This is a genomic window from Nonomuraea sp. C10 (assembly GCF_008017515.1).
In the GTDB taxonomy this organism is placed as follows: Bacteria; Actinomycetota; Actinomycetes; order Streptosporangiales; family Streptosporangiaceae; genus Nonomuraea; species Nonomuraea ferruginea.
The window spans coordinates 4,675,653-4,698,237 of record NZ_VPFF01000001.1 but is presented as its reverse complement, the minus strand read 5'-3'; the positions used below and the strand labels follow the sequence as shown (position 1 = coordinate 4,698,237).

At 70.4% G+C, this 22,585-nt stretch carries 17 protein-coding genes and 1 tRNA gene; 7 read left to right on the top strand and 11 right to left on the bottom strand.

The genetic code is table 11. From position 1 onward, the window contains the following. Positions 1–15: 15 nt before the first annotated feature. The 3 genes from dapD to FR742_RS21615 form a co-directional block, all read right to left on the bottom strand. Complete coding sequence (dapD, locus tag FR742_RS21625) at positions 16–957, bottom strand: 2,3,4,5-tetrahydropyridine-2,6-dicarboxylate N-succinyltransferase (protein ID WP_261808662.1); 942 nt, start codon at positions 955–957, stop codon at positions 16–18. 49 nt (positions 958–1,006) lie between these two features. Continuing rightward, positions 1,007–1,426, bottom strand: coding sequence for a pyridoxamine 5'-phosphate oxidase family protein (locus FR742_RS21620; RefSeq protein WP_148032616.1), 420 nt, complete (start codon positions 1,424–1,426; stop codon positions 1,007–1,009). A gap of 215 nt (positions 1,427–1,641) precedes the next feature. Further along, positions 1,642–1,724, bottom strand: a tRNA-Leu gene (locus FR742_RS21615). Between the two features lie 107 nt (positions 1,725–1,831). Here FR742_RS21615 and FR742_RS21610 point away from each other — a divergent pair. After that, entirely contained in the window at positions 1,832–2,416 is a 585-nt protein-coding gene (locus FR742_RS21610) for an ANTAR domain-containing response regulator (protein ID WP_261808661.1), read from the top strand. Positions 2,417–2,432: 16 nt separating this feature from the next. On the opposite strand, the gene FR742_RS21605 is transcribed toward FR742_RS21610, so the two are convergent. After that, positions 2,433–3,044 (bottom strand): hypothetical protein, encoded by a 612-nt coding sequence (locus tag FR742_RS21605; protein ID WP_148032615.1) that lies wholly within the window; start codon positions 3,042–3,044, stop codon positions 2,433–2,435. A gap of 427 nt (positions 3,045–3,471) precedes the next feature. Between FR742_RS21605 and FR742_RS21600 the strand changes: the two genes are divergently transcribed. Continuing rightward, positions 3,472–4,767, top strand: a complete 1,296-nt coding sequence (locus FR742_RS21600) for an ABC transporter substrate-binding protein (protein ID WP_148032614.1) — start codon at positions 3,472–3,474, stop codon at positions 4,765–4,767. Positions 4,768–4,833: 66 nt separating this feature from the next. Here the strand turns inward: FR742_RS21600 and FR742_RS21595 are convergent, their stop codons facing one another. The 6 genes from FR742_RS21595 to FR742_RS21570 all read right to left on the bottom strand — a co-directional run bounded on the left by FR742_RS21595 (position 4,834) and on the right by FR742_RS21570 (position 10,094). After that, positions 4,834–5,229, bottom strand: coding sequence for a hypothetical protein (locus FR742_RS21595; protein WP_148032613.1), 396 nt, complete (start codon positions 5,227–5,229; stop codon positions 4,834–4,836). Between the two features lie 62 nt (positions 5,230–5,291). Continuing rightward, positions 5,292–6,077, bottom strand: coding sequence for an ABC transporter ATP-binding protein (locus FR742_RS21590; protein ID WP_148032612.1), 786 nt, complete (start codon positions 6,075–6,077; stop codon positions 5,292–5,294). Beyond that, positions 6,074–7,006, bottom strand: a complete 933-nt coding sequence (locus tag FR742_RS21585) for an ABC transporter ATP-binding protein (RefSeq protein WP_148032611.1) — start codon at positions 7,004–7,006, stop codon at positions 6,074–6,076. The genes FR742_RS21590 and FR742_RS21585 overlap by 4 nt, the downstream gene beginning before the upstream one ends. Then, positions 6,996–7,982 (bottom strand): branched-chain amino acid ABC transporter permease, encoded by a 987-nt coding sequence (locus FR742_RS21580; protein ID WP_148032610.1) that lies wholly within the window; start codon positions 7,980–7,982, stop codon positions 6,996–6,998. Before FR742_RS21580 ends, FR742_RS21585 begins: the two co-directional genes overlap by 11 nt. 10 nt (positions 7,983–7,992) lie before the next feature. Beyond that, complete coding sequence (locus tag FR742_RS21575) at positions 7,993–9,144, bottom strand: branched-chain amino acid ABC transporter permease (protein ID WP_261808660.1); 1,152 nt, start codon at positions 9,142–9,144, stop codon at positions 7,993–7,995. Between the two features lie 536 nt (positions 9,145–9,680). Next, positions 9,681–10,094 (bottom strand): PaaI family thioesterase, encoded by a 414-nt coding sequence (locus FR742_RS21570; RefSeq protein ID WP_372452401.1) that lies wholly within the window; start codon positions 10,092–10,094, stop codon positions 9,681–9,683. 62 nt (positions 10,095–10,156) lie between these two features. On the opposite strand from FR742_RS21570, the gene polA reads away from it, so the two are divergent. The 5 genes from polA (at position 10,157) to coaE (ending at position 16,998) form a co-directional block, all read left to right on the top strand. Further along, the gene (polA, locus tag FR742_RS21565; RefSeq protein ID WP_148032609.1) at positions 10,157–12,847 is read left to right on the top strand and encodes a DNA polymerase I; all 2,691 of its coding nucleotides are present in this window, start codon (positions 10,157–10,159) and stop codon (positions 12,845–12,847) included. Positions 12,848–12,957: 110 nt separating this feature from the next. Further along, positions 12,958–14,055, top strand: a complete 1,098-nt coding sequence (locus tag FR742_RS21560; RefSeq protein WP_148032608.1) for a polysaccharide deacetylase family protein — start codon at positions 12,958–12,960, stop codon at positions 14,053–14,055. 203 nt (positions 14,056–14,258) lie between these two features. After that, a complete protein-coding gene (gene rpsA / locus FR742_RS21555) occupies positions 14,259–15,737 on the top strand; it encodes a 30S ribosomal protein S1 (RefSeq protein WP_148032607.1) in 1,479 nt (492 codons plus the stop codon). 191 nt (positions 15,738–15,928) lie between these two features. Further along, the gene (locus FR742_RS21550) at positions 15,929–16,375 is read left to right on the top strand and encodes a GNAT family N-acetyltransferase (RefSeq protein ID WP_261808659.1); all 447 of its coding nucleotides are present in this window, start codon (positions 15,929–15,931) and stop codon (positions 16,373–16,375) included. 20 nt (positions 16,376–16,395) lie between these two features. Beyond that, positions 16,396–16,998 (top strand): dephospho-CoA kinase, encoded by a 603-nt coding sequence (coaE, locus tag FR742_RS21545; protein WP_148032605.1) that lies wholly within the window; start codon positions 16,396–16,398, stop codon positions 16,996–16,998. Here the strand turns inward: coaE and FR742_RS21540 are convergent. Continuing rightward, positions 16,995–22,580 (bottom strand): TIR domain-containing protein, encoded by a 5,586-nt coding sequence (locus FR742_RS21540; RefSeq protein WP_148032604.1) that lies wholly within the window; start codon positions 22,578–22,580, stop codon positions 16,995–16,997. The two genes, coaE and FR742_RS21540, sit on opposite strands and share 4 nt — an antisense overlap. Positions 22,581–22,585: the final 5 nt, after the last annotated feature.

Genomic DNA, 22,585 nt, shown 5'->3' with positions numbered 1-22,585 from the left:
GGAGCCGGCCGGACGCTAGTTGGCGTGCAGCGCCTCGTTCAGCTCGATGCCGGTGCCCTGGCGGGTCACCACCTCCACGGCGCCGGTCTCGGAGTTGCGGCGGAACAACAGCCCGTCGCGCCCCGACAGCTCCCTGGCCTTCACCACGCCGCCGTCCGGCAGGCGCACCTTCGTGCCCGCCGTCACGTACAGCCCGGCCTCGACGACGCAGTCGTCACCCAGGGAGATGCCGATGCCCGCGTTCGCGCCGATCAGGCAGCGCTCGCCGACCGAGACGACCTCCTTGCCGCCGCCCGAGAGCGTGCCCATGATGGACGCGCCGCCGCCCAGGTCGGAGCCCTCGCCGAGCACCACGCCCGCCGAGATCCGGCCCTCGACCATGGACGCGCCCAGCGTGCCGGCGTTGAAGTTGACGAACCCCTCGTGCATCACGGTCGTGCCGCTCGCCAGGTGGGCGCCCAGGCGCACCCGGTCGGCGTCGGCGATCCGCACCCCGGACGGCATCACGTAGTCGACCATGCGCGGGAACTTGTCGACCCCGTAGACCGCCACCGGCCCGCTGGCCCGCAGCCGCGCCCGCGTGATCTCGAAGCCGTCCACGGCGCACGGCCCGTGGCTGGTCCACACGACGTTCGCCAGCTTGCCGAACACCCCGTCGAGGCTCAGGCCGTGCGGCCGGACCAGCCGCGCCGACAGCAGGTGGAGCCGCAGGTAGGCGTCGTGGGCGTCGGCCGGCGGCTCGGAGAGCTTGGCGATGCCGGTGCGGACCGCCACCACCTCCACGCCGCGCGCCTGGTCGGGCCCCACCAGCCCGCCCAGCTCGCCGGCCTCCTCGGCGGAGAGCCGCTCGGTGCCCGTCACGGGCGGCTCGCCCAGCTGAGGCTCGGGGAACCAGGTGTCGAGTACGGTGCCGTCAGCGGCTATGGTCGCGAGGCCGATGCCGAAAGCGCCGGTCACGGCAGGATCGATAGCAGTCACATGCCTCAAAATACCGTGACGGTGCTCCTCAGATGGCGCCCAGGTCGGCCGACAGCCAGTGTTCGGGCCGCATCCGGAACGTCACCAGCGCGCCCAGGTCGGACCCCTCCACGTAGCCGGGAACCGCCTCGACCGGCAGGTAGCGCGAGGCGATCCTGGTGAGCTGCTCCAACGTCGTCGGCCCCGACCACACGACCGGCCCCTCGACGGACACGTACCGATAGGTCGGGCTGGTCCGCTGCACCAGCAGCGTGAAGCGGCCCGTCTTCCCGATCAGCGCCGCCTTCCGGGAGTCACGCCCGGTCAGGAACTCGACGTCGCCGCCCGGTTCGTAGTCGTACCAGACGGGCACGCTCAGCGGCCCCCGGTCCGCTCCCGCGTCGACCGCCACACCGGCCACATGCGGCTCCGCCAGGAACTTGGCCCGCTCCGCCACGTTCAACCCCACGGCATCCACCTCCGAAAAGCCACCGTGATCCGTTCATTACCGATCTTCGGTCACCCTATGCCTGCTTTGGAGGCGTACCTTGGAGGCGAAAGGTCACGTGGAGCAGGGGGAGGCGTCTCGACGGGGCGTTCGGGTGTACGACCTGGCCGCCGCAACCGGCCGATCGGAGAGCACGATCAAGGGTCACACGAGGGTGCGTGCGACGGTTTCCGGGGTGCCGGAAGCGGGATTCGAACCCGCACGCCCTTGCGGGCAGACGCTTTTGAGGCGTCAGTGTCTGCCATTCCACCATTCCGGCATATTTCCGGACGTGTCCCGGAAACTTGTGGGGGTTCACCTCTTCAGGGAGACTGTCGAGGATGCCGCCGTGGATCTAATGTACCGGACATCGGTACTCTTCTGCTCGTGAGTACGCAGCGGCGAGTGGTGATCGCGGAAGACGAGGCGCTCATCCGCCTCGATCTCAAGGAGATGCTCCAGGAGGACGGCTACGTCGTCGTGGGGGAGGCCGGCGACGGGGAGCAGGCGATCCGGCTGGCCACCGATCTGCGGCCCGATCTCGTCATCCTGGACGTCAAGATGCCGGTGCTCGACGGCATCTCCGCGGCGGAGCGGATCGTGGCCGAGCGGATCGCGCCATGCCTGATCCTCACCGCGTTCTCCCAGCGTGACCTGGTGGAGCGGGCCAGGGAGGCGGGGGCGATGGCCTATCTGGTCAAGCCGTTCACCAAGGCCGACCTGGTGCCGGCGATCGAGATGGCGGTGAGCCGTCACGAGGAGATGGTGGCGCTGGCCGCCGAGGTGTCGAGCCTGACGGAGCGGCTGGAGACGCGCAAGCTGGTCGAGCGGGCCAAGGGCAGCCTGATGACGCAGCACGGCTGGAGCGAGCCGCAGGCGTTCCGCTGGATCCAGAAGGCGTCCATGGACCGCCGGCTGAGCATGCGCGAGGTCGCCCAGATCGTCATCGAGGACGCGGCCGACCGGGGCTGAGCGCCCCGGCGCGGGTTCACGACGTGGGCAGGCCGCACACGTCGAGCGCGTAGTGGATGAGACGGTCCTGGACGTCCTTCGGCGGGCTGACGATCACGACGCGCTGCTCGCCGCCGTCGACGCTGGCGCGTACGGGGAACAGGAACGCCTTCTTGGCCTCGGCGAAGGCGTGCGGGTCGCACCGCCCGGGGGTGAGCCGGATCTCGGCCGCGATGCTCGGGGCCGCGGCGTCCAGCTCGGCGATCGGGTCGCCCTCGGTGACCGGTGCGGCGATGTAGTGCGTGGTGCCGTCGATGCGGTGCACGGTGACGGCGCCTTCGCCGCGGCGGGTCAGCACGAGGGTGCCGTGCATGGCGTCGCCGACGCGCTTCCACTCGGGGCCGAAGGCGATGTCGGCCGCCAGCTTGATCAGATGCTCCGAACACTCGTCGCGCAGCAGCCGGGTCAGCAGCGGATCGGGGTGGGGGATCTCGAAGACCACCTTGCGCGGCTCCTGCTCCGCGCCGACGCGGACGTGGGCGACGACGGTGGCCGGCTGGACGCCGGGAAGACGGCCTGGCGTGCAGTTGGCTTTCCCGAACGGGATGGGTAAGTCGGTTCTCTCCGTCTTCTTGACCGTGATTTCCACGTTTTGTGGGGCCAATGTGGTGAATGATGGCGTCACCAGTTGAACGTCGGTGAAGTGCACCGGAGTCTCGGAGGTGTTCCGCACGGCCACCTGCATCCTGTGCGCGGGCTCGTCCGAGCGCCACTGCGCGAGCGAGACCGATACGCCCGGCGGCGGTGCGGCGTCGGGCGGTGGCACGCTGTCACCGCCGCAACCTGCGAGGAGGGCCATCAGGGGGAGGAGTGCCGTTATCCGCTTCACCGACGCAGATTAAGCACCTGCCGATCACGCGCGTAAGTTGAGGACTGATTACGACTCCGCATCCAAGTGCCGACAGTTACCCCGCTGCCCTGGCATCACCATGCAGGCATTTTGTACGTTTCCGTCATTCGATCGGGAACGCTCGGCGTGCTGACGGATCCCGGCCTGGAATGAAGGAGATTACTTCATGGTCCGCATTGCTCCCGTGGGACGGGTGCTGGCTGTCGTGGCTGCCACCAGCCTCGCCCTGACAGCTTGCGGTGGTGGCAGCGACACCGCCTCGCAATCCACACCTTCGTCGGCTGCGCCATCCTCCGCGGCCCCCGCGGCAGAGGGCGACGGCACGCTTACCCTGGGCACGCTGCTGCCTCAGACGGGGTCGCTCGCGTTCCTCGGCCCGCCCGAGTTCGCGGGCGTCGACCTGGCCGTCAAGGAGATCAACGAGGCCGGCGGCGTGCTCGGCAAGGACGTCGTCAAGATCCACACCGACTCCGGCGACACGACCACCAACATCGCCTCCCAGTCGGTCGACAACCTGCTGGCGCAGAAGGCCGACGCCATCATCGGCGCCGCCTCCTCGTCGGTCTCGGAGACGGTGATCGACAAGATCACCGGCGCGGGCGTCATCCAGTTCTCCCCGGCCAACACCTCCGACACGTTCACCACCATCGCCGACAAGGGCCTCTACTTCCGCACCTCGCCGCCGGACAAGCTGCAGGGCCGCGTCCTCGGTGACCTGATCGTCGCCGACGGCAACGCCACGGTCGCCATCATGGCGATGCAGGACTCGTACGGCACCGGCCTGGCCGACCAGGTCGTCAAGACCGTCCAGGACGGTGGCGCCGAGGTGGTCGAGCGGGTCGACTACGACCCGAAGGCCGCCGACTTCGCCGCCGACATCGCCAAGATCAAGGCGAAGAACCCCGCGGGCATCGTGCTCATCGGCTTCGAGGAGACCGCCAAGGTCATCAACGAGCTGGTCAAGCAGGGTCTGCCGGCCGACAAGCACAAGTGGTACATGGTCGACGGCAACACCTCCAACACCAACTACGTCGACATGCCCAAGGGCACCCTGAAGGGTGTCAAGGGCACGATCCCCGGCGCCGCGTCTCCTGAGGACTTCCAGAAGAAGCTCCTCGAGGTGGACGGTGACCTTGAGGACTTCAGCTACGCGCCGGAGTCGTACGACGCCGCCAACCTGATCGCGCTGGCCGCGGAGGCCGCCAAGAGCGACTCGGGCACGGCCATCGCGGCCAAGCTGGCCGAGGTCAGCAAGGGCGGCGAGAAGTGCGACAGCTTCCCGACCTGCGTCGAGCTGCTCAAGGCCGGCAAGGACATCGACTACGACGGCGTGAGCGGTCCGGTCGAGTTCAACGACGCCGGTGACCCGGCCGTCGCCACCATCGGCATCTACGAGTACGGCGACGACAACAAGTACGGCACCAAGGCCGTCGAGTACCGCACGGGCAACATCGAGGGCTGATCGCTCCTCCGGTGAGCCACCGGGCCCCGGTCCCTCCCCCCTGAGGACCGGGGCCCTTTCACGTGCTCAGGAGCAGCCCTCCTCGATCCGCCCCGCGGCGGCCCGGTACTCCTTGAGCAGTGCCACCTGCCGCGCGCGCGGCAGGCTCGCCACGGACAGGTCCTGCGTGGTGGCCTCGACCGTACGGACGGCGCCGCCGAGCGAGGCGGGCAGGCGGGGGCCGAACTGGAGGGTGATGCCGCGCACTTCGGCCAGGCGGCCGAGCACGGCGTCCTCGAAGCGCTGCGCGTCCTCCTCACCCGCGGGCTGCAGCAGAAGGCCGGCGTAGCCGATGGCGGAGACCACGCGCGCGCACGGATCATCGCCGGGGTCGCCGCCGGTGCTGTAGGCGCCGGCGGCGGGGGCCTGCCCGCAGGCCGCCAGGACGGGGAGCATGAGCACGAACGCCACGAAACGGTTCACATGGCCATTGAAAACGGAGAAGGGGCCCCGGGTGGAGCCCCTTCTCCGTTTCGTGCCGTGATCTACGCCCTGGCGAGGGTCCCGAGGTACAGCTCGATGACCTTGGGGTCGTCGGCGAGCTGGCGTCCGGTGCCGGTGTAGGCGTTGCGCCCCTGGTCGAGCACGTAGCCGCGGTGGCAGATCTGCAGGCAGCGCCGGGCGTTCTGCTCCACCATGATGATGGTGACGCCGGCCTTGTTGATCTGCTGGGCCTGGAGGAACACCAGGTCCTGCAGCTTGGGCGACAGGCCCGCCGACGGCTCGTCCAGCAGCAGCACCGACGGCTCGGTCATGAGCGCCCTGGCCATGGCCACCATCTGCCGCTCACCGCCCGACAGGGAGCCGGCGCGCTGCTTGCGCCGCTCCTTGAGCGCCGGGAACAGCTCGCAGACGAACTCGAAGCGCTCCTTGAACTTGGCGGGCGCCTGGAAGGCCCCCATCTCGAGGTTCTCCTCGATGGTCAGGCTGGGGAAGACGTTGTTGGTCTGCGGGACGTAGCCGACGCCGCGCGAGACCAGCTGGTGCGCCTTCATGTTGGTGATGTCCTCACCCTTCAGCGTGACCGTGCCGCTGCGGATGTCGACCAGCCCGAACATGGCCTTGAGCAGCGTCGACTTGCCGGCCCCGTTGGGGCCGATGATGCCGATCAGCTCGCCGTCGCCCACGTACAGGTCGGAGCCGTTGAGGATGTTGACACCCGGCAGGTAGCCGGCGATCAGCTCGTCGCAGCGGAGCACGGCGTTCTCGGCGCCGCTGAGATGGTCGCTGCGGTCGGTGACGGCGGCCTTGGACTCGGGGACGGCGTTCACTTGCTCTCCTCCTGGATCTCGGCCTCGAGCGCCTCCTCGGCCTCATGGAGCTGCTCCTCCAGCTCGCTCTCCGAGAGCGGCGCGTCATGGTGGGCGCCCAGGTAGGCGTCGATGACCCGCTGGTCGGACATGATGGTGTCCGGCGGGCCCTCGGCGATGACGGCGCCCTGTGCCATGACGATGACCCAGTCGCTGATGTCGCGCACCATGTCCATGTCGTGCTCGACGAACAGCACGCTCATGCCCTGCTCGCGCAGGTCCTTGACGTGGCCGAGCAGCGACTGGGTGAGCGCCGGGTTGACGCCCGCCATGGGCTCGTCGAGCATGACCAGCTCGGGCTCGACCATGAGGGCGCGGGCCATCTCCAGCAGCTTGCGCTGGCCGCCGGAGAGCGAGCCGGCGAAGTCCTCGCGCTTGGCGTCGAGCTTGAACCTGGCCAGCAGTTCGTCGGCGCGGGCGGTGATCTGGTCCTCCTGGCCGCGCCAGGACCCGGGGATCAGCGCGCGCCAGAAGTTCTCGCCCTTCTGACCCTGCGCGCCGAGCCTCATGTTCTCCAGCACGGTGAGCCGCGACAGCGCCTTGGTGAGCTGGAAGGTGCGGACCATGCCGGCGCGCGCGACCTTGTGGGCCGGCACGCCGTTCATCTTGCGCCCGTTGAACGTCCACTCGCCCGAGTCGGCGGTGTCGAAGCCGGTGAGCTGGTTGAAGAACGTGGTCTTGCCCGCGCCGTTGGGGCCGATGAGGGCGGTGATGGAGCCGCGCTGGACCTCCACGTGCCCGACGTCGACGGCCGTCAGGCCGCCGAAGCGGCGCACGACGTTGTCGACCACGAGGATCGGGTCGGGCTTGGCCACGCCCGGCTCGTGGGGGAGGTCCTTGAACGCGGCCAGCGCGGCGGCCTTGCGGTCGGTGGCGGTCTCAGCGTGCATTGATGGCCAGCTCCCTCTTGTCGCCGAAGATGCCTTGCGGGCGGTAGACGAGCAGGAGGATCAGCCCCAGTCCGACCAGCAGGAAGCGGAACGGGCCGACCTGCGTGATGTCCATGAAGGTGATGACTCCGGACTGCACCGCGCCGCTGAGGAGACCGTTGACGAGCACCAGCAGCACCCAGAAGATCGACGCGCCGACCACCGGGCCGAACACGCGGGCGGCGCCGCCGAGGATGACGATCGTGTAGGCGAAGAACGTGGTCTCGGTGCCGAAGATGTCGGGCTGCACGGACCCGGTGGCGAGTCCGTAGACGAAGCCGCCCAGGCAGCCGAGCACGCCGCCGAGGATCAGCGACTGCATCTTGTAGGAGAACACGTTCTTGCCGAGGCTGCGCACGGCGTCCTCGTCCTCGCGGATGGCCTTGAGCACGCGTCCCCACGGGCTCTTCATCAGCAGGAAGACGATGAGGCAGGCGATGGCGATCAGGACCCAGCCGACGGTGAGTACCCACATCTCGCGCTCGTTGAAGCTCAGCGGCCAGAACCCGTAGGTCCCCTCCGCGTAGGGGTTGATCTCGTAGAAGCCCTGTGAGAAGCCGCGCCGGCCGTCGGAGCCGCCGAAGACGCTCTTGAACTCCACGGAACGGAAGATGAGTCTGACGATCTCCGCCGCGGCGATGGTCACGATGGCCAGATAGTCGGCGCGCAGCCGCAGCGTGGGGATGCCCAGGAGGAAGGCCAGCAGGACCGCGGCGACCAGGCCGACGCCGATGCCGATCCAGAAGGGCAGCCCGATCACGGTGACGGTGACGGCCAGGCCGTAGCCGGCGACGGCCAGGAACGCCGACTGGCCGAAGTTGAGCAGGCCGGTGTAGCCGAAGTGGATGTTGATGCCGATGGCGGCGAGCGCGTACCACACCGTCTCGACGCCGATGGCGGCCTTGAGGGTGGTGGAGAGGATGATGTCCCAGTTCATGATTCCCCCGTCAGCCGATCCGCTCTCGGCGGCCGAGGATGCCCTGCGGCCGGAAGAGGAGCACGAGGATGAGCACGGCCAGCGCGCCGACGTTCTTGAGCTCCGGTGGTATCCACAGCGTCGAGACCTGGATGAACAGGCCGACGATGATCGAGCCGATGAGCGCGCCGAAGGCGGTGCCGAGGCCGCCGAGCGTGACGCCGGCGAAGATGAGGAGCAGCAGCTCCTGGCCCATCGTGAACTTCAGGTTCTGCGACAGGCCGAGCATGACGCCCGCGAGCGCGGCGATGGCGCCGCCGCCGGTCCAGATGATGCGGATGATCCGGTCGACGTTGATGCCCGAGGAGGCGGCCAGCGCCGGGTTGTCGGCGACCGCCCGGGCGGCCTTGCCGGTACGGGTGCGCAGCAGGGCGAACCCGACGGCGATGAGCACGATCAGCTCGATGCCCATCGAGATGAGGTTCTTCGGCGTGGCCGAGATGGGGCCGAGCTGGAGGCCGGCCTGGGCGTTGTACTGGGCGTACGCCTGGGTCTCGCCGCCGAACAGGATGAGGAACAGGTATCTCATGAACAGCGCCACGCCGATCGAGACGATCATCGCGGCGATGATGCCGGTGCCGCGCCTGCGCAGCTGGCCCCAGAAGAACCGGTCCTGCGCGTACCCGATCCCGCCGGCCAGCATGACCGCGATGACCGCGGCCGGGATGATGTGCAGGCCGAAGGGAACGTTCACAAGATAGGCGAGCAAGGCCCCCAGGGTGACCAGCTCGCCGTGGGCGAAGTTGGTCAGGCCGGTGGTGCCGTAGATGAGCGACAGGCCGAGCGCCGCCAGGGCGATGATCAGCCCCAGGTTGAAGCCTTCGAAAGTCAGCTGCGCCGCGCGCTGCCAGAACGCGCTGCCGCCGCCCTCGTCTGGCGCCGCCGCGCCGTCCGCGGCCTTGGCCTGCAGGGCGAACAAGACGGTGGTCGGGTTGCCTTCGTACACGGTCGGGGCGCGTTGGTTGTTGCCCCCCCGGATCGCCATGTTCTGCGGGAGCGTGGCGGCGTCCAGTGTGACCTTGTACTGGCCGGGTTCCTCGATCGGCACTTCCCACGTGCCCTGGGCGTTGCTGGTGACCTCCTGAACGGGTTGCCCGCTTTCGGTGGTAACCACGATCTTCACGCCGTTCACTGGCTGGCCTTGGAATGTGAGTGTTCCCCTGAGGCTCTGTTCCGGTGCGGCCGCATGGGCCGGGACGGTGAGCAGCAGGATGAGTCCACCCAGGAAGGCCGTGAACGCGATCACGGCTCTGCGCAATGGTGCTCCCTCAATTAGGTCAAGGCGGGGTTGTGCCCCTCCATCTCGACACGCGGGCATCGCAGGCACAACTGGGATGCTGTGGCGGGAGCTTATTTCGCGTACGCCCGGTTCAGTATCCTTCGTCACCATTTAGTGACATGTGTGTGTCACTCATGTGAGCAAACGAAGGTGGCAGGTCAGGGGCTAAATCGAGGGTTGCACCTGGCAGGTGAGAGTCACAGATTGCTAACGATCCGAGGGGGGAATGAAAGAGCCCGAGGGGCGGCCTTTGGGGCCATGCAAGGCTTTCCCCGGCCTCACCTGTTATCTACTCGGCCTCCCCGCGGGCTCTAGTGCACACAACCGTAGCGACCTGTGGGGGGCATGCGCAAAGGGCGGACAAAAGTCACGCAAAGGACTCAGGCGTCACGCAGCATGCATGTGAGGCGCGAGGTGCACACCCGCCGCCCGGCTTCGTCCGAGATCTCGATCTCGTAGCTGGCGAGCGTACGCCCGGCGTGCAGGGGAGTGGCGACGGCCGTGACGAACCCCGACGTCGCCGAGCGGTGATGGGTGGCGTTGATCTCGACGCCGACCGCGATCCTGCCGGGCCCGGCGTGCAGCGCCGCGCCGGTCGAGCCCACCGTCTCGGCCAGCACCACCGATGCGCCGCCGTGCAGCAGCCCGTACGGCTGCGTGTTGCCCTCCACCGGCATGCGGGCGACCACCCGCTCCGGCGTGGCCTCCAGGAACTCGATGCCCATGCGCTCGGCGAGCACGCCGGTCTTGTCACGGACGAAGGCGAGGCCGACCGCGGGATCGATCTGCGTCAAGGGGACGCCTCCAGTCTTTCCAGCTCGGGTTTTCTGTCGTAGTCGCAGACTAGGCTGCCTGTGTGCCGAAGAGTGAAGTGACCCCCAGCCGCCCGTGCCTGCTGCTGCTCGACGGGCATTCCCTGGCTTACCGCGCCTTTTACGCGCTCAAGGACGCCAACCTCATGACCACCGACGGTCAGCACACCGAGGCGGTCTACGGGTTCACGTCGATGTTGACCAACATCCTGCGCGACGAGCAGCCGACGCACATCGCGGTGGCCTTCGACCGCTCGGAGCCGACCTTCCGGCACGAGGAGTACGCCGCCTACAAGGCCAACAGGGCGGAGACGCCCGAAGACTTCCGCGGCCAGATGCAGCTCATCTACGAGCTGCTCGACATCCTGCGCATCCCGCGGCTGTCCAAGCCCGGCTTCGAGGCCGACGACCTCATCGCCACCCTGGCCACCCGCGCCTCCGCGGAGGGCATGAGCGTGCTCATCGTCACCGGCGACCGCGACGCGCTGCAGCTCGTCGACGACGACGTCACCGTGCTCATGACCCGGCGCGGCATCAGCGACATGACCCGCTTCACCCCCGAGGCGGTGCAGGAGAAGTACGGCCTCACCCCGCGGCAGTACCCCGACTTCGCCGCGCTGCGCGGCGACCCCAGCGACAACCTGGCCAGCATCCCCGGCGTCGGCGAGAAGACCGCCGCCAAGTGGGTGCGCGAGTACGGCTCGCTCACCGCGCTCGTCGACCGCGTCGACGAGGTCAAGGGCAAGGTCGGCGACAAGCTGCGCGAGCACGTCGCCCAGGTGCTGATGAACCGCCGGCTCACCGAGCTGCTGCGCGACGTCGTGGTCGAGGCCGAGCCCGCCGAGCTCAAGCAGGGCGCGTGGGACCGCGAGGAGCTCAACAAGCTGTTCGACACCCTCCAGATCCGCGGCGAGCTGCGCGAGCGCGTCTTCAAGACGCTCGGCACCGGCGAGCAGGAGCCCGACCAGGGCTTCGAGGTCGAGACCGTGATCCTCGGCCCCGACCGGGTGCCGGGCTGGCTGTCGGCCATGCCCGAGGGCCGCGCCGGCCTGGCCTTCAAGGGCTCCTACGGCAGCGGCACCGGCCGCGTCGACGCCATCGCCGTCGCCTCGCCCGACGGCACCGCCGCCCACCTCGACCCGGCCAAGCTCACCGAGGCCGACGAGGCGGCGCTGCGCGCCTGGCTGGCCGACGAGTCCAGGCCCAAGGCCGTCCACGACGCCAAGGGCCCGATCCTGGCCCTGTGGGCGCAGGGCCTCGACTTGCGCGGTCTCACCTGCGACACCGCGCTGGCGGCCTACCTCGCGATGCCGGGCCAGCGCACGTTCGCCCTCGAAGACCTGGCCAGGCGCTATCTCCACCGCGACCTGCGCGCCGAGGAGGAGCCCAGCGGCCAGGCCGCGCTGTTCGGCGACGACGAGGACGCCCCCGCCAAGGACCTCGCGCTGCGCGCCCACGCGGTGCGCGAGCTGGCCGACGCGCTGGAGGCCTTCCTGACCGGCCGCGGCGGCACCCAGCTGCTCACCGACGTCGAGTTGCCGCTGCTGACCGTGCTGGCCGAGCTGGAGCGGGCGGGCGTGGCCGTCGACCGCGACTACTTCACCGGCCTGGAGGCCGAGTTCGGCGCCGCGGTCAAGCACGCCGTCGAGGAGGCCCACCGGGTCGTCGGCGAGCAGTTCAACCTCGGCTCGCCCAAGCAGCTGCAGGAGATCCTGTTCACCAGGCTCGGCCTGCCCAAGACCAAGAAGATCAAGACCGGCTACAGCACCGACGCCGACCAGCTCGCCTGGCTGGCCACCCAGACCGACCACGAGCTGCCGGTCATCATGCTGCGCCACCGCGACCAGACCAAGCTCCGCACCACGGTCGAGGGCCTGATCAAGGAGATCGCCGACGACGGCCGCATCCACACCACGTTCAACCAGATCATCGCCGCGACCGGCCGCCTGTCGTCCGAGAAGCCCAACCTGCAGAACATCCCGATCCGCACCGCCGAGGGCCGCCGCATCCGGCAGGGCTTCGTCGTCGGCGAGGGCTACGAGACGCTGCTGACCGCCGACTACAGCCAGATCGAGCTGCGGATCATGGCCCACCTGTCGGGCGACGAGTCGCTGATCGCCGCCTTCGAGTCGGGCCACGACTTCCACCGGGCGACCGCCGCGCGGGTGTTCGACCTGTCGCCCGAGCAGATCGACGGCGAGCTGCGGGCGCGCATCAAGGCGATGAACTACGGCCTGGCCTACGGGCTGTCCGACTTCGGGCTGTCGGGGCAGCTCAACATCCCGGTGGCCGAGGCCCGGGCGCTCAAGGAGGAATACTTCCAGGAGTTCGGCGGCGTGCGCGACTTCCTGCAGGAGATCGTCCGCCAGGCCCGCACCAACGGCTACACCGAGACCATGATGGGCCGCCGCCGCTATCTGCCCGACCTGACCAGCGACAACCGCCAGCGCCGCGAGATGGCCGAGCGGATGGCGCTCAACGCCCCCATCCAGGGCTCGGCGGCCGACATCATCAAGGTCGCCATGCTCCACGTGCGCCAGGCGCTGCGCGAGGAGGGGCTGTCCTCGCGGATGCTGCTCCAGGTCCACGACGAGCTGGTGTTCGAGGTGGCGCCCGGCGAGCTGGAGACGCTCAGGCAGCTCGTCACCGACCAGATGAACGCCGCCTACCACCTCCGGGTGCCGCTGGAGGTGTCGATCGGCGTGGGCCGCACCTGGGAGGACGCCGGCCACTGACTCCTGCCGGGTTTGCCCTCTTTTGACCGGGTAAGCCGTAGGGCTCAGAGGTCCGCGGTGGTTCTGGACTACTCTGTGGGTTCGATTTCCCCGAGCGGTACGGGAGTTCTGTGCGGTCCACATCGTTCCAGGCGCGCATCATCGGCTTGGCGAACGTCGTGGTCGTGGTGACGGCGATCATCGGGCTCCTGCTGATCTCCGGCGAGCCCGCACCGCCACCCGCGGCGTTACCCCAGCGTGCCACGCCCGCGCCCACCGCGCCCACCACAGCGGTCACCGAGGCGACGCCGCCGCCGGGAATCGTCGCCACGCCCGAGCTCGCCCGCGAGGTCAAGGCCAACGAGCTCGGTAAGATCCCGGTGATCATGTACCACCGGATCGTCAGGAAGCGGCAGGCGTCCATCGACCGCACCCCCGCCCAGTTCAGGAAGGAGCTGGACAAGCTCGCCCGGCAGGGGTACGTGCCGATCAGCGCCAGGGAGTTCGCCGCCGGCGACATCCGGGTGCCGGCCGGGAAGTTCCCCGTCGTGCTCACCTTCGACGACGGGCACCCCAGCCACTTCGGGCTCGACGCCCACGGCAACGTCAAACCCGACACGGCCGTGGCGATCATCCTGGAGACGGCGGCCAGATATCCGGACTTCCGGCCCGTGGCCACGTTCTGGATCAACCACACGCCGTTCGGCCTGCGGACCGAGCAGGAGCAGGCCGCGGCCGTGCGCTGGCTGGCCGGCAACGGGTTCGAGGTGGCCAACCACACCTGGGGCCACCCCAACCTCCGGGCCGTGCCCACGCGGACCGTCCGCAAGCAGCTCGCCAAGCTGGAGCGCCTGCTCGTCCGCCTGGGCGCCGGTCCGGCCAAGACCATGGCGCTGCCGTACGGGTCCATGCCGCGCAAGAAGAAGGCCGCGCGCTCCGGCGCGTGGGAGGGCACCCGGTACGCCTTCGACGGGGTCTTCCTGGCCGGGGCGGAGCCGTCGCTTTCGCCGTACGCGAAAAAATTCGATCGTGGCGCGATCCAGCGGATCCAGAGCAACGGCAAGAAGGGAGAATGCCGCAAGTGGTGCTCGCAGCACTGGCTGGAGTGGCTGGACAAGCATCCCCGTGAGCGGTACGTGTCCGACGGCGACCCCGGGCGGATCTCCGTCCCGGCCCGACTTAGGGGTAATATCGGGGCCAAGCGCGGTCTCCTGATCAACAGCTACTAGATGTGGCGAATGTCCTGGCCGGATTGACCCCGCCGCTCTGGTCTCATATGCTGATCGCTGCGCTGTGGGCTCGCGCGCGCCTCAGACGGAGCGGGCTCGCGCTCGGTCTCGTCGATGTCGTAATTCCTCGGCTTGATGCGGAAGAGGGCCTGCCGCGCGTCCGCCACATCGACATCCTGTCCGCGTTCGGAGCAATTCCACACATGACGTCCAGCACTGAGGCCACCTCGAGCACCCCGCAGGTAGCGGTCAACGACATCGGGTCCGAGGAAGCCTTCCTCGCCGCGATCGACGAGACCATCAAGTACTTCAACGACGGCGACATCGTCGAGGGCACCGTCGTCAAGGTCGATCGAGACGAGGTCCTTCTCGATATCGGCTACAAGACCGAGGGAGTCATCCCCTCGCGTGAGCTTTCGATCAAGCACGATGTCGATCCGGCTGACGTCGTGGAGGTCGGCGAACACGTCGAAGCCCTCGTTCTCCAGAAGGAGGACAAGGAGGGCCGCCTGATCCTGTCCAAGAAGCGTGCTCAGTACGAGCGCGCCTGGGGCACGATCGAGAAGATCAAGGACGAGGACGGCATCGTCACCGGCACCGTCATCGAGGTCGTCAAGGGTGGTCTCATCCTCGACATCGGCCTCCGCGGCTTCCTCCCGGCGTCCCTCGTCGAGATGCGCCGTGTCCGCGATCTGCAGCCGTACGTCGGCCGCGAACTCGAAGCCAAGATCATCGAGCTCGACAAGAACCGCAACAACGTGGTCCTGTCGCGCCGTGCCTGGCTGGAGCAGACGCAGTCCGAGGTTCGCCAGACGTTCCTCAACACCCTCCAGAAGGGCCAGGTCCGCAAGGGCGTCGTGTCCTCGATCGTCAACTTCGGCGCCTTCGTCGATCTCGGCGGCGTCGACGGTCTGGTCCACGTGTCCGAGCTGTCCTGGAAGCACATCGACCACCCGTCCGAGGTCGTCGAGGTCGGCCAGGAGGTCACGGTCGAGGTCCTGGACGTCGACATGGAGCGCGAGCGCGTCTCCCTGTCGCTCAAGGCGACCCAGGAAGACCCGTGGCAGCAGTTCGCCCGCACCCACCAGATCGGCCAGGTCGTGCCGGGCCGCGTCACCAAGCTGGTGCCGTTCGGCGCGTTCGTCCGGGTCGAGGAGGGCATCGAGGGCCTGGTCCACATCTCCGAGCTGGCCGAGCGCCACGTGGAGATCCCGGAGCAGGTCGTCCAGGTCGGCGACGAGATCTTCGTGAAGATCATCGACATCGACCTCGACCGTCGCCGCATCAGCCTGTCGCTGAAGCAGGCCAACGAGGGCGTCGGCGCCGAGGTCGAGTTCGACCCGACCCTCTACGGCATGGCGGCCACCTACGACGACCAGGGCAACTACATCTACCCCGAGGGCTTCGACCCGGAGACCGGGGAGTGGCTGGAGGGCTTCGACAAGCAGCGTGAGGAGTGGGAGCGGCAGTACGCCGAGGCCCAGACGCGCTACGAGGCCCACCGCAAGCAGATCGAGGAGGCTCGCAAGGCCGAGGCCGAGGCGGGCGAAGCGGCTCCCACGTCCTACGGCGAGCCGCAGGGTCAGCAGGGCGGCGGCCAGTCGGCCCCGGCCGGCGGCGCCCTCGCCTCCGACGAGGCGCTGGCGGCCCTCCGCGAGAAGCTCGCGGGCGGCCAGAGCTGATCTCCTGGTAGCACGTCACCGAGAAGGCCCCGCACGGCATCGTGCGGGGCCTTCTCGCGTGCGGACGCCGAGATCGCCCTGACGGCGGCGAGGAGGCTCCCCGGCCCCCTTCCTCGGAGGACGTGCCGTCCGGGCGTCACGGGAGCTTTCAGGGGCGTGGGGAGGGCGGCGACGCGTGTAGGGTGCTCGGCGTGGAGATCCAGCGGGCCAGGGCGGAGGACGCCGGCGAGATTCTGACCCTCCAGCGCGCGGCCTACGTGAGCGAGGCCCAGCTCTACGGTGACCCGTACATCCCGCCGCTGGTGGAGTCCGTCCAGCAGGTCCGCAAGGCCATCGAGACCGGCCTCGCGCTCAAGGCCGTCGAGGCCGGGCGGATCGTCGGCGCGGTGCGCGGCGCCCTGTCGGGCACCACCTGCCTGGTGGGCCGGCTCGTCGTGGCGCCCGACCGGCAGGGGGAAGGGCTGGGGACGGCCCTGCTGCGGGCGCTGCACGACGAGGTCCCGGAGGCGACGGCGTTCGACCTCTACACCGGCCACCTGTCGGAGGGCAACCTGCGCCTCTACCGTCGCCTGGGCTACCGCGAGACCCGCCGCGAGCGCATGGACGATCACCTCACCCTCGTCCACCTGAGGCGCTGACCCACCGGTAGGCTGCCGCTGTGCTGAAGATTGGGCTCACCGGCGGCATCGGTTCGGGCAAGAGCGAGGTGTCCAAGAGGCTGTCCGCCAGGGGCGCCGTGGTCATCGACGCCGACAAGATCGCCCGCGAGGTGGTCGAGCCGGGCACCCCCGGCCTGGCCCGGGTGGTGGCGACGTTCGGCGAGGAGGTGCTCCGCCCCGACGGCTCGCTCGACAGGGAGAAGCTCGGCTCGATCGTCTTCGCCGACCAGGAGAAGCTGGCCGCGCTCAACGCGATCGTGCATCCCCTGGTGGGGGAGCGGGTCGCCCGGCTGCAGAGCGAGGCGCCCGACGACGCGATCGTGGTCTACGACGTGCCGCTGCTGGCCGAGAACGGCCTGGCGGGCATGTACGACGTGGTCATCGTGGTCGACGCGGCCGACGAGGTGCGCATCGCCCGCCTGGCCGACCACCGCGGCATGGCCGAGCACGACGCGAAGGCCCGCATCGCCGCCCAGGCGAGCCGCGAGGACCGGCTGGCCGTGGCCGACGTCGTGATCCCCAACGAGGGATCGCTCGACGACCTGGACGCCCGGGCCGACGAGGTCTGGGCCGAGCTGCTGGAGCGCGCCGCCCGGGGTTAGAACGGCGAGTCCAGCGGCACCTGGCGCACCCCCGGCAGGTAGGCGTCCAGCTCTCCCAGCTCGAACCTCGACATGCCGACGACGTGCCAGAACTGCCCCGCCGTCTCGCCGTGCACCTTGTAGCGCCCGTCGGGGGCGAGCGCCGCCCAGCCCTCCGGCAGCCCGAGCAGCGTCACCAGCCGCTCCGCGCCCTGCCACAGGATGACCGCCCCGTCGTCGCCCGCCGTGGCCAGCAGGTCGGAGACCGGGCTGAAGGCCACCGACCAGACCCGCCGCGCGTGCCCTTCCAGCCGGTGCAGCAGCCGCCCCGACTCCGCGTCCCACACCCGCACGGTCAGGTCGTCGCCGCCGGTCGCCAGCCGCTCTCCGGACGCGTCGAAGGCGACGCTCCACAGCCGGCCCCGGCCGCCGTCGAGGGTGTGCCGCAGCAGCGGATGCCACGGCTGGCCCGGCCGCAGCTCCCACACCAGGGCCCGGCCGTCGTTGCCGGCGCTCGCCAGCAGACGGCCCGACGACGAGAACGCCACCGCGTACACCCGGTCGGTGTGCCCGTCGAGGGTGGCCACCCGGCCGCCGGACTCCACGTGCCAGATCCGTACGCGACGGTCGTCGCACCCGGTGGCGACGTAGCGGCCGTCGGGGCTGAAGGCGATCGAGCGGACCCGGCCGCGGTGGTCGGCCAGGTTGGTGACCAGCCGGCCCGTGGAACGCCACCAGACGCGCACGCTGTCGTCGTCGTTGGCGGTCGCCAGCATGGTGCCGTCGGGGCTGAACGCCTCGGCCCACACGTGGTCGGTCTCGGTGTTCAGCTCGCGCTCGTACTCGTGGGTCGTCACGTTCCAGAAGTGCACGCCGCCGTCGTTGCTGGAGGCGGCGAGCAGCGGGCCCGCGGGGGAGAACAGCGCGGAGATGAGCCGGTCGGAGGTGCCGGTGAACTCGGTCAGCTTCCGCCCGGTGCGCGGCTCCCAGATGCGGACCACGCCGTCGTTGCCGCTGGTGGCCAGCATCGTGCCGTCGGCGCTGAACCGTACGGAGGTGATGCGCCTGCCGTGGCCGCGCAGCACCCGCTGGCACTTGCCGGACACCGGGTCCCACAGCCGCACGGTGCCGTCGTTGCTGCTGGTGGCGAGCTGCCCGCCGTCGGGCCGCCACGCGAACGGCCACACCGAGCTGCGGTGGCCGGTCAGCTCGGTGCGGTGCGGGCCGCCCACGGTCTGCAGCCGGACCACGCCGCCGGAGTCGCCGGTGGCGAGCGTGTGCCCGTCGGGTGAGAACGCCACCTGGTAGACGGCCGCCGCGTGGGTGGTGTGCAGGCCGCGGAACTCGCCGGACGTCTCCCACAGCCGCACGTCGCCCGAGGTGTCGCCGGTGGCCACCAGCGAGCCGTCGGGGGAGAACGTGACGCAGTAGATGCTGCCCCGGTGGCCGGTGAGCGCGTGCCGCCGCTCCCACGTGCGGGTGTCCCACAGCCGCAGCGTGCCCGCCTCGTCGCCGGTGGCCAGCAGCGCGCCGCCGGGGGCGTGCACGGCGCGGTAGACGCCGCCGCGGTGCCCGTCGAGCGTCGTGACCAGCTCTCCGGACGTGAGGTCCCACACCCGGACCACGCCGGCCGAGTCGCCCGTCACCAGCGCCGATCCGCCGAACGAGGCCGTGTAGACCGGGGCCTGGTGGCCGGCCAGCAGGTGGACGGACTCGCCCGTCGCGGTGTCCCACACCCGGACCACGCCGTCGCCGCCGCCCACCGCCAGCAGCTCGCCCGTCGGGCTGAGCCGCACCGGCCAGGCGCCGTCGGAGTGACCGGTCCGCGTGCGCAGCCGCTCACCGGTCAGCGCGTCCCACAGCACCACGGTGCCGTCGCTCGCGCCGCTCGCCAGCAGGCCGCCGGCGAACGAGACCGCGTACACCCGCCCGGAGTGCCCCTGCAGCGTGCGCACCGGCAGCCCGCCGACGCACAGCAGCACCCCGCCGTCGTCGTGGCCGATCGCGATCGTCGCACCGTCGGGGCTGTAGGCGATCGGCTCGGGCAGCCGGCTGGTCTGGAAGTGATAGCCGTACGGGACCCCGATCTCGGCAGGCGCCAGCTGGGTCTCCACCGGCTGGCCGGGCACCACGGCGGCGCCCGGCAGGCGCGGGAGCGTGCCGCGCACGTCGATCAGCGCGGCCCGGTGCCAGCGGGCGCCGGACACGGCCGCGTCGCTCAGGTCGGTCCTGGCCAGCCGCGCCCCCGACAGGTCGGCGCCCGTCAGATCGGCGCCGGCGAGCACCGCGCCGTCCAGCCTGGCCCCGACCAGGCGGGCGTCGCGCAGCACCGCCCTGGACAGGTTGGTGCCGGCCAGCGTCGCCTCGGTCAGGTCGGCGCCGGTCAGATCGACCTCCCGCAGGTCTCTGGCCGACAGGTCCTCGCCCTTGAGGTTCGCGCCGCGCAGGTCGGCCCTGGCGGGGGTGCGCAGCCGGGCGGCGATCTTGACGGCGTTCGCCCTGGCCACGTCGTCGGCGGGCGGGTCGGCGACCCACGCGCGCAGCGCCCGCACGTCGGCCAGGTCGCACAGGAACTCCACGGTCAGCGCCGACAGCGGCCGCCGCGACAGCACCGCCGGCGCCTCCAGCGTCGCCGCGACGTGCCGGGCGATCAGCCACTCCATCACCGAGGCGTGGATGAACCCGAACATGCCCTCCTCGGTGCGGACCATCAGGCTGCCCGACCCCATCGCGTACGCGGTGTGCGCGGGGGTGAGCTGGCCGCCCGCCAGGTCGGCCAGCGTTTCGGCGATCTCGGTCAGCTCCTCGACGCCGAGCAGCGACTCGCCGGTCTCCCACAGCCGCAGCGCCAGCGCCGTCACCGCCTGCCACAGCTCGTCCTTGGTCAGCGCCGCCGCCGAGCCGGGCATCCTGGCCCGGTGCTCCTCGAAGGCCAGCCACGCCTCCAGGATCTGCTCGTACAGCAGCGCCGGGCTGATCGTGTGGCGGGCCTCGGCGACCGTGCGCAGCCGCTCGGCGTCGAGGTCGGCGATGAAGGTGAGCATGCGCGGGTTCCTGGCCAGCGCCAGCAGGTCCTCGATGCCCTCCATCAGCGACATGCGGGCGGCCGCCTCGTCCTCGCGGGCGAACCGGTTGTGCAGGTAGGAGCGGATCTGGTCGCGGGTGAAGTTCTCCAGCCCGAGCACCCGCCGCTGCGGCAGCACGCCCACCATCTCGCCGAGCGAGGTCAGCACCTGGCTGTGCGACTTGAAGTGTTGCGTGCGGCTGGCGACCACGATCTTCGCCTTGTCCTCCGCCGCGGCCAGCAGCGTCGCCAGGTGGTCGGCCGCCCGGTCGTAGGTGAGCCGGGTGACCAGCTCGTCGAACCCGTCGAACAGCAGCACGATCCGCCCCTGGCGCAGCAGGTAGCGGAACGCCTTCAGGTCGATGACCTCCTCGCCGTGGTTGGCCAGGTGGGCCGCCACCAGCCCGTCGACCGAGTGGGACTTGTCCAGGGCGCGCAGCTCGATGAGGATCGGCGTCAGGTGGGGCAGCTCGGCCGGGATGCGCCGGGCCAGCTCGCGCAGCGCGAACGTCTTGCCGTGGCCGAAGTCGCCGAGCAGCAGCAGGAACCGGCCGTGGTCGGCCGACAGCAGCCGCATCAGCTCGTCGGTCAGGCCCGGCCTGACCTGGCCGCCCGGCCGGTCGAGCTCGCGGTAGCGCTGCGGCACGTACAGGTCGGGCGGGTAGCGGCGGTCGGTGGTCAGCCTGGCCGTCTGCTCGGCCACGTAACCGGACAGGTCGAGCAGGCCCTGGAACTCGGTGAAGCTGCGCAGCCGCACCCCGCGCCGCATCAGGTCCTCACGCAGCGCGCGTGGCGGGGGCGGCCCCTGGTAGACCAGCTCCGCCGCCAGCTCCGTGGCGTGCGCCTGCCGCACGAAGGCCGTCGCGTCCTCCGCCGTCAGGTCGCCGACGTGGGCGCCGATCATCGTCTGCCGGACGAACCCGTCCTCAGGATGGGTGACCACCAGGTGGTCGCGCAGCCGGCGGATCCTGGCCCGCTCGTGCCTGGCCTCGCACACCTCGGTGATCCGGTCGAGCAGCAGGTCGACCGGGCTCGGCTGGCGCCCGTCGGGCTGTCCGGGCCCGGCCGGCGGGGCGGGCAGCCGCGCGGGGGGCGTCTCGCCCGCGAACGTCGCGCGGGCGGCCCGCCAGGCCCTCGGGGACCGTTCCGGCTCACCGCCGTCGGGCAGCCACATCCTGACGCCGCCGGAGGTGATCTCCACGACGTGGTGGCGGCCGGAGCGCGGCGCGGCGACCGCGAGCTCGCCGCCCTGCCCGCCGCCCTGGAAGAGCAGGTTGAGCCGGTGCGCCAGCAGCCGGTCGTACGCGGGCGCGTCGTGCAGCGCGTCGGGCGGATGGCCCAGCACGCCGAGCCGCAGCCACGCTCGCTCCTCGTAGGGACGCAGCCGCTCGGCGAACCAGGCCGCCTGCGCCTCGCCCAGCATCGCGTACGCGTCGCGCTCGAGATGACTCATGGCCATGGTCGAGTTGAGCCCGGCCACCACCACCTTCAGATCGGGCACCTCGAACAGGGTCCACGGCTGCCCGCCGTCGAACACCCGGTCGTCCAGCCCCTGGTAGACCTCCTCGAACAGGCCGGCGAAGTGGCGCCACTTCGGCCAGTAGGGCGGCTGCGGGCGCACGTCGTCGGCCTCGCACGTCATGAAGTAGGCGCTGGCCGCGGCCTTCGTCACGTCGCGCGGCCCCGGCACGATGACCAGCCGGTGCGGCTCCAGCCCGATCAGCATCCGCAGGTCGGTGACGAACCGGGTGGCCTGCCCGAACTGACCGAGGGTGCCCGACTCCGTCAGGTCGCCGCTGACCACCATCAGGTCGGGCCGCGGCATCCCCCGGTCGTACATGGAGGTCAGGTCGGCCCAGATGCGCGCCTGCATGTCTTCCGGCGTGAACGGCTCACCGGGGTCGGGCAGCGCCCGGCCGAAGCGCGGACCGCCGATGTGGAGCACGCTGACGGACTCGCGCGCCGGATGCGGGCCCGTGGCGGGCGGGAACTTCGGCGCCGACACCGGCGTGCGGCGCGCCCTGGACCGCTCGCCGGGCGGCGGCAGCGAGGGCGCGGGACCGGCGACCGTCCTCGTGCCGGTGGGGAACGCCGGCGCGGCCTCCGGCTTGGCCCGGCCCGCCAGCGCCTCGCGCACCCGTCCGAGCAGCAGCGCCCTGGCCTGCCCCGCGTCGGTGACGCCTAGCAGGTCGACCCAGGTGATCGTGGACAGCAGCCCTTCGAGCCGCACGTCCTCCAGCCGGATCGTGATCAGCTTGTTGGACGGGTTGTCGGGATCGGCGCGGAGCGCCGCCTGCCACTCCATCCGCCCGTAGCGCGAGCTCAGGTAGTTGCGCGAGAGCACGGCCACGACCAGCCCGGCCTCGCTGACGCCGCGGTCCATGAAGTCGATGAAGTTGGTGCCGGGCACGAAGTCCCATGCCTGGATCATCGTCCGGTAGCCGGCCGCCTCCAGCTCCCAGGCGATCCAGGTGGCCCACGCCGTGTCGGCGGGGGAGTAGCTGACGAAGATCTGGGTCGGCCTGCCGTCACGCGCCATCCGTC

Excerpts from the sequence above, each read along its gene's own strand:
- FR742_RS21600 (WP_148032614.1), top strand. The coding sequence starts at position 3,472 with ATGGTCCGCATTGCTCCCGTGGGACGGGTGCTGGCTGTCGTGGCTGCC.
- FR742_RS21585 (WP_148032611.1), bottom strand. The coding sequence starts at position 7,006 with ATGCACGCTGAGACCGCCACCGACCGCAAGGCCGCCGCGCTGGCCGCG.
- FR742_RS21580 (WP_148032610.1), bottom strand. The coding sequence starts at position 7,982 with ATGAACTGGGACATCATCCTCTCCACCACCCTCAAGGCCGCCATCGGC.
- rpsA (WP_148032607.1), top strand. The coding sequence starts at position 14,259 with ATGACGTCCAGCACTGAGGCCACCTCGAGCACCCCGCAGGTAGCGGTC.
- FR742_RS21540 (WP_148032604.1), bottom strand. The coding sequence starts at position 22,580 with ATGGCGCGTGACGGCAGGCCGACCCAGATCTTCGTCAGCTACTCCCCC.